The sequence below is a fragment of the Pinirhizobacter sp. genome, from assembly GCF_035317885.1.
GTDB lineage: Bacteria > Pseudomonadota > Gammaproteobacteria > Xanthomonadales > Rhodanobacteraceae > Pinirhizobacter.
The window spans coordinates 1-5,291 of the sequence record NZ_DATHFX010000134.1 but is presented as its reverse complement, the minus strand read 5'-3'; the positions used below and the strand labels follow the sequence as shown (position 1 = coordinate 5,291).

General features: G+C 64.6%; 7 protein-coding genes. 3 read left to right on the top strand and 4 right to left on the bottom strand.

Annotated features, from left to right (window positions below):
• The first annotated feature begins 18 nt into the window (after nt 1-18).
• Nucleotides 19-1,050, top strand: coding sequence for an aminopeptidase (locus VK519_RS04170; protein WP_324347878.1), 1,032 nt, complete (start codon nt 19-21; stop codon nt 1,048-1,050).
• On the opposite strand, the gene VK519_RS04165 is transcribed toward VK519_RS04170, so the two are convergent.
• From VK519_RS04165 to VK519_RS04150, 4 genes are all read right to left on the bottom strand, one after another.
• Nucleotides 1,019-1,840: a cytochrome c gene (locus tag VK519_RS04165; RefSeq protein WP_324347876.1), complete on the bottom strand. Its 822-nt coding sequence runs from the start codon at nt 1,838-1,840 to the stop codon at nt 1,019-1,021. The two genes, VK519_RS04170 and VK519_RS04165, sit on opposite strands and share 32 nt — an antisense overlap.
• A 1-nt stretch (nt 1,841) precedes the next feature.
• Nucleotides 1,842-2,633, bottom strand: a complete 792-nt coding sequence (locus VK519_RS04160) for a MetQ/NlpA family ABC transporter substrate-binding protein (RefSeq protein WP_324347875.1) — start codon at nt 2,631-2,633, stop codon at nt 1,842-1,844.
• Nucleotides 2,634-2,702: 69 nt separating this feature from the next.
• On the bottom strand, nt 2,703-3,389 hold the full coding sequence (locus VK519_RS04155) for a methionine ABC transporter permease (RefSeq protein WP_324347874.1): 687 nt from the start codon (nt 3,387-3,389) through the stop codon (nt 2,703-2,705).
• Nucleotides 3,386-4,390: a methionine ABC transporter ATP-binding protein gene (locus tag VK519_RS04150; RefSeq protein WP_324347877.1), complete on the bottom strand. Its 1,005-nt coding sequence runs from the start codon at nt 4,388-4,390 to the stop codon at nt 3,386-3,388. Before VK519_RS04150 ends, VK519_RS04155 begins: the two co-directional genes overlap by 4 nt.
• A gap of 93 nt (nt 4,391-4,483) precedes the next feature.
• Here VK519_RS04150 and VK519_RS04145 point away from each other — a divergent pair, with 93 nt between their 5' ends.
• On the top strand, nt 4,484-4,978 hold the full coding sequence (locus tag VK519_RS04145; RefSeq protein ID WP_324347873.1) for a glutathione peroxidase: 495 nt from the start codon (nt 4,484-4,486) through the stop codon (nt 4,976-4,978).
• 68 nt (nt 4,979-5,046) lie between these two features.
• Nucleotides 5,047-5,291, top strand: a 245-nt coding sequence (locus VK519_RS04140; RefSeq protein ID WP_324347872.1) for an FKBP-type peptidyl-prolyl cis-trans isomerase, incomplete at its 3' end; no start/stop codon positions are given.

Here is a 5,291-nt window from a genome sequence, read left to right as displayed (position 1 = left end):
CAAACGCTCCGCTCATGTTTGCTGGCGGCCGTACTGTTGTTGCCCGGAGGCTGTTATTACGCACACGTTGCACGGGGGCAGGCATCGTTGCTGGTGCATCGCCAGCCGATCGATCACGTGCTTGCCGATCCGGCTACCGATGCGGACGTCGCGAACCGGCTGAAACTTGCCTTGCAAGCGCGACGCTTCGCTTCCGACGCGCTGGCATTGCCGCGCAATGGCAGCTATACCCGATACATTGATCTTCACCGCCCGTACGTGGTGTGGAACGTGTTCGCCACACCGGCCTATTCCATCAAGGCCATCAATCATTGCTATCCGATCGCCGGGTGCGTCGCCTACCGCGGGTATTTCTCGCAGGCAGAGGCCGTGCGCGAAGCGGATCGGCTGCGCGCCATGGGGAACGATGTGAGCGTGGGTGGCGTACCTGCGTATTCCACCCTTGGCTGGTTCGACGATCCGGTGCTTAGCAGCATGCTGCACTGGGACGACGACGAGCTGGCCGGCGAGGTGTTCCACGAACTGGCCCACCAGCGTGTCTACGTGGCCGGCGACACTGCCTTCAACGAGTCCTATGCCACGTTCGTTCAGCGGCAGGGCCTGGATGCCTGGCGCCACGCCAGGGGACTGGGTCCGGTAGATCCGCGTGGAGACCGCATGGAAGAGGCCTTTACACAGTTGGTGATCGATTTCCGGCAGTCACTGGCCGACATTTACGCCCGTGGCGGCGACGCGGCGACACTGGCTTCGATGAAACGTGCCGCCTTTGCCGACTTCCGTGAACGCTACGCACATTGGCGTGATGCGGACTTCGAAGGCGACAAGCGCTACGACGCCTGGGTGGCGGGGGATCTCAACAACGCCAGCCTGCTGCCGTTTGGCCTGTACGAGCAGTGGGTACCGGCTTTCACCGCCTTGTTCGCCCAGGTCCATGGCAACTGGACCGCCTTCCATGCGCGCGTGGCAGCGCTGGCCAGGAAGCCGAAGCAGGCGCGCCAGGCCGAACTTGAAGAGATGGCTACTTCGACCTGCGTGACGCCATGTGGCTGAGGTACGTCACCAGGTCGTCAAGGTCCGTATCGCTGAGCGTACGCTGGTCGAAGGCCGGCATCTTCGCCTCGGGCCAATGGCGCAGTTCCTGCGGGTTGCGCACCAGCTTCTTCAGGTAGGCGGTGCCCAGGTACTCGGTCGGCCCATGGGGGATGTTGAGGTCGGGCCCAAGCCTGGCATCGCCCTGGCCATTGAGCGTGTGGCAGGTGATGCAATCCTTCTTGAACACGGCGAAGCCCCGCCGGGCCGGTGCGTCCGCGGGCAGGGCGCCGTCGGGCAGCATGGCGGGGAAACGGGTGTCGACGTTGGTGGTGACGCGAACGGTGGCTACCTGGAAGGGCCACTGTTCGCGGCCCACGCCGGCCGCCGAAGGATCGGTCCACACCACATAGAACGGTCCCGCAGATGGCTTGCCCGACGCCACCGGGGGCCACGGATGGCCCTCAGGTTCGATCGCGAGCCAGCCGGTCGTGCGGCCGGCATCGACAATGAGCCGCGCCGGCACTTCGCCGGTGAACCCGTCGGTGGCGACGAACTGCACATGCGCGTCGGCGGCCATGCCCGGTAACAGCGAGCGCAAGGGCACCGCGCGGTAGTGCATGTACCGGTGGTAGACCGGGTCGTCGGGAATGAGGATGTCGCTCGCGTCCGGGCGTCCGCGCAACTGGGCCGCCGTCAGTACGCGAGAGTCTCCCAGGCCTTCGATGCGCAGATCCTGGGCCGCGGCGATACCGGGCATGGCGAGCAGTAGCGCGAACAACGGGCCGAGCAGCGTGGAAGGGCTTCGCATGTCAGAAGGCGGGCAGTACCGCACCCTGGTAATGGGATTGGATGAACGCCTTTACTTCTGGGCTGGTCAGCGCCCTGGCCAGCTTCTGCACACGAGGATCGTCGCGATTGTCATCCCTCGCAACCAGGAAATTGACGTAGGGCGAATCCTTGCCCTCGATCAACAACGCATCCTTCACCGGGTCGAGCTTGGCCGCCAGCGCGTAGTTGGTGTTGATCAGGGCGAGGTCCACTTCACCCAGTACTCGCGGCAGCATCGCCGCTTCCATCTCGCGGAATTTCAGGTTCTTCGGATTGGCCGTGATGTCCTTGAGCGTTGCCAGGCGGTCGTTCGGGTCGGCCAGGGTGATCAGCCCATTTTTCGCCAGCAACAGCAGCGCACGGCTGTTGTTGCTCGGATCGTTCGGGATCACCACGCTGGCGCCGTCGGGAAGTTCCGCGATCGACTTGTACTTGCGCGAATAGGCGCCGAACGGCTCGATGTGGACGCCGACCACAGTCACCAGGTGGGTACCGCGTTCGCGGTTGAACTGGTCAAGGTAGGGCTCGGTCTGGAAGTAGTTCACATCGATCTGCTTCTGCGCCACCTGCTGGTTGGGCTGCACGTAGTCGGCGAATACCCTGATGTCCAGGGTGATGCCCTCGCGGGCCAGCATGGGCTTGATCACGTTGAGGATTTCAGCGTGCGGCACCGCGGTGGCCGCCACCGACAGGTGTGTATCGTCGGCGGCCTTCTGCCCACAACCGGCCAGGGCCAGCATGGTGGCGGCGAGGAGGGGCAGGAGGGTCTTCATCGGTGCATGTCCGTGTTTTGTTGCGGTGCGGCAGCATAGCCTTCCAGACGTCCGGAAGGCAAAGGCGCCCTAGCGGTGGGACATCCGTCGCACGATGGCGTCGCCCAGCATCTGCAGCAGCTGTACCAGCAGTACCAGCAAGGCTACGGTCACGATCATGTAGTCGGGCTTGTAGCCCAGGTAACCGTACTGGTAGGCGAGGCTTCCCAGGCCGCCGGCGCCGATGATGCCGCCCATGGCCGTATAGCCCACCAGCGCGATGGCGGTCACGGTGATCGCGGCGACGATACTGGCGCGGGCCTCGGGAAGCAGCACGCGCCGCACGATCTGCCCGGTGGTGGCGCCCATGGCCTGGCTCGCTTCGACCACGCCGGCGCCCACTTCGCGCAAGGCGCTTTCCACCAGCCGTGCGAAGAACGGCGCGGCGCCGATCACCAGCGGCGGGATCGCGCCGCGGATGCCGATCGTTGCGCGCATCAGGAAAAAAGTGAGCGGCATCATCAGGATCATCAGGATGATGAACGGGATTGAGCGCAGTACGTTCACCACCAGCGACAGCGCGGCGTAGCTGCGGGGACTGTCGTGCAGTTGGTCGCGGCTGGCCAGGAACAGCCATATGCCCAGCGGCAGGCCGATCACCACCGTCAACAGCAGCGAGCCACCGAGCATCAGCAGGGTGTCGATGCAGGCCTGGCCGATTTCCGTCCAGTCGGTAATGTTGGGGAACCACTGTTGCAGCAGTGAAGGCGCATTCATCGGGCGATCTCCTGCACCACCACACCCGCGGCGCGAAGCTGCGCCACGGCGGCATCGATGCGGTCCCCGCGCATGGCCAGGGTGAGCTGGCCGTAGGGCATATTCTTGATGCGGTCGATCCGCCCGGACAGCAGGTTGTATTCAATGCCGGTGTCGCGCACCACCGCCGACAGGGTCGGGGCATAGGTGGTCTCGCCGCGGAACGACAGGCGCATCAGGTTTCCTGTCACGCCGCTGTAGTCCGGGCCGCCTTCATCGCCATGCTCGGCCTCGCTGACGAAGCGCCTCGTGGTGGGATGCTCCGGGTGCAGGAAGACATCGACCACGTTGCCCAGTTCCACCACGCGTCCGGCGTCGAGCACAGCGACCCTGTCGCAGACGCGGCGGATCACGTCCATTTCGTGGGTGATCAGGACGATGGTGAGGCCGAGCTCCCGGTTGATGTCCAGGAGCAGGTCCAGTACCGAGGCGGTGGTTTGCGGATCGAGCGCACTGGTGGCTTCGTCGCACAGCAGCACCCGCGGCTTGTTGGCCAGGGCGCGCGCAATGCCCACGCGCTGCTTCTGGCCGCCCGACAGTTGGGCAGGGTAGTTGTCCGCGTGCCCGGCAAGGCCGACCCGCTCGAGCAGTTCCTGCACCCGCCGGGCAATGGCCGCCTCGTCCATGCCCGGCCTCAGGCGCAGGGGAAAGGCGATGTTTTCGCGCACGGTGCGCGAGGACAACAGGTTGAAATGCTGGAAGATCATGCCGATACCGGCACGCAGGTCGCGAAGCGCCGCGCCGTCGATGCCGGTGACGTCCGCACCTTCGATCACCACACGGCCCGCCGTGGGCCGCTCCAACAGGTTGATCAGCCGCAGCAGGGTGGACTTGCCGGCCCCCGAATGGCCGATGATGCCGAACACCTCGCCCGCATCGATGGCCAGGTCCGTCGGCTGCAGGGCGGGTATGTCACGGCCGCGCACGCGGTAGGACTTGGCGACGGCCTTCAGGGTGATCAAAGCGGGGTGGTCGGTCATGCCCGGATCTTAACCTGCATGGATGGCCGGCGAAGGTTTAGACTTCCGTATCTTCAATACGCGCGGGGACTACCGATGGCTTCCATCTACGACTTCAGCGCAAGCGACATCGAAGGTCGCGAGCGATCGCTTGGGGAGTTCCAGGGCAAGGCGTTGCTGGTGGTGAACGTGGCCTCCAAGTGCGGCTTCACACCGCAATACAAGGGCCTGGAGCAGCTGCAGCGGGACTTCGCCGGGCAGGGGTTTGACGTGCTGGGTTTCCCCTGCGATCAGTTCGGCCACCAGGAGCCGGGTGACGAAGCACAGATCCGCGAGTTCTGTTCGCTCACCTATGAAGTTTCGTTCCCGATGTTCGCCAAGGTCGAGGTCAACGGCGACCAGGCCCATCCGCTGTACCGCTGGCTCAAGCACGAAGGCAAGGGCATCCTGGGCAGCGAGGCGATCAAGTGGAACTTCACCAAGTTCCTGGTGGATCGACAAGGCCAGGTCGTGCGCCGCTACGCGCCCACGGACACTCCGGAGAAAATCGCCCGGGACCTTCCCGGCGTATTGGGCGGCGAGACGGTCTAGAGTCGAGGTTTGCAGTCGCGCGCTGTGTCACTTAGCCTATTCGGTCCCTCAAGGCAAAGAGCCGTCCGATGAAGATCGCCAAGAACTCCGTTGCATCGTTCCACTACACCCTCACCAACGATGCCGGCGAGGTGATCGACAGCTCCGATGGCCGTGAGCCGCTGGCCTACATCCATGGCGAGGGCCAGATCGTCCCGGGCCTGGAAAACGCGCTGGAAGGGCGCGAGAAGGGTGACAGGCTGAATGTCGACGTCGCACCCGCCGAAGGCTATGGCGTAAAGCACGACGAACTCATCCAGGTGGTGCCGCGCGA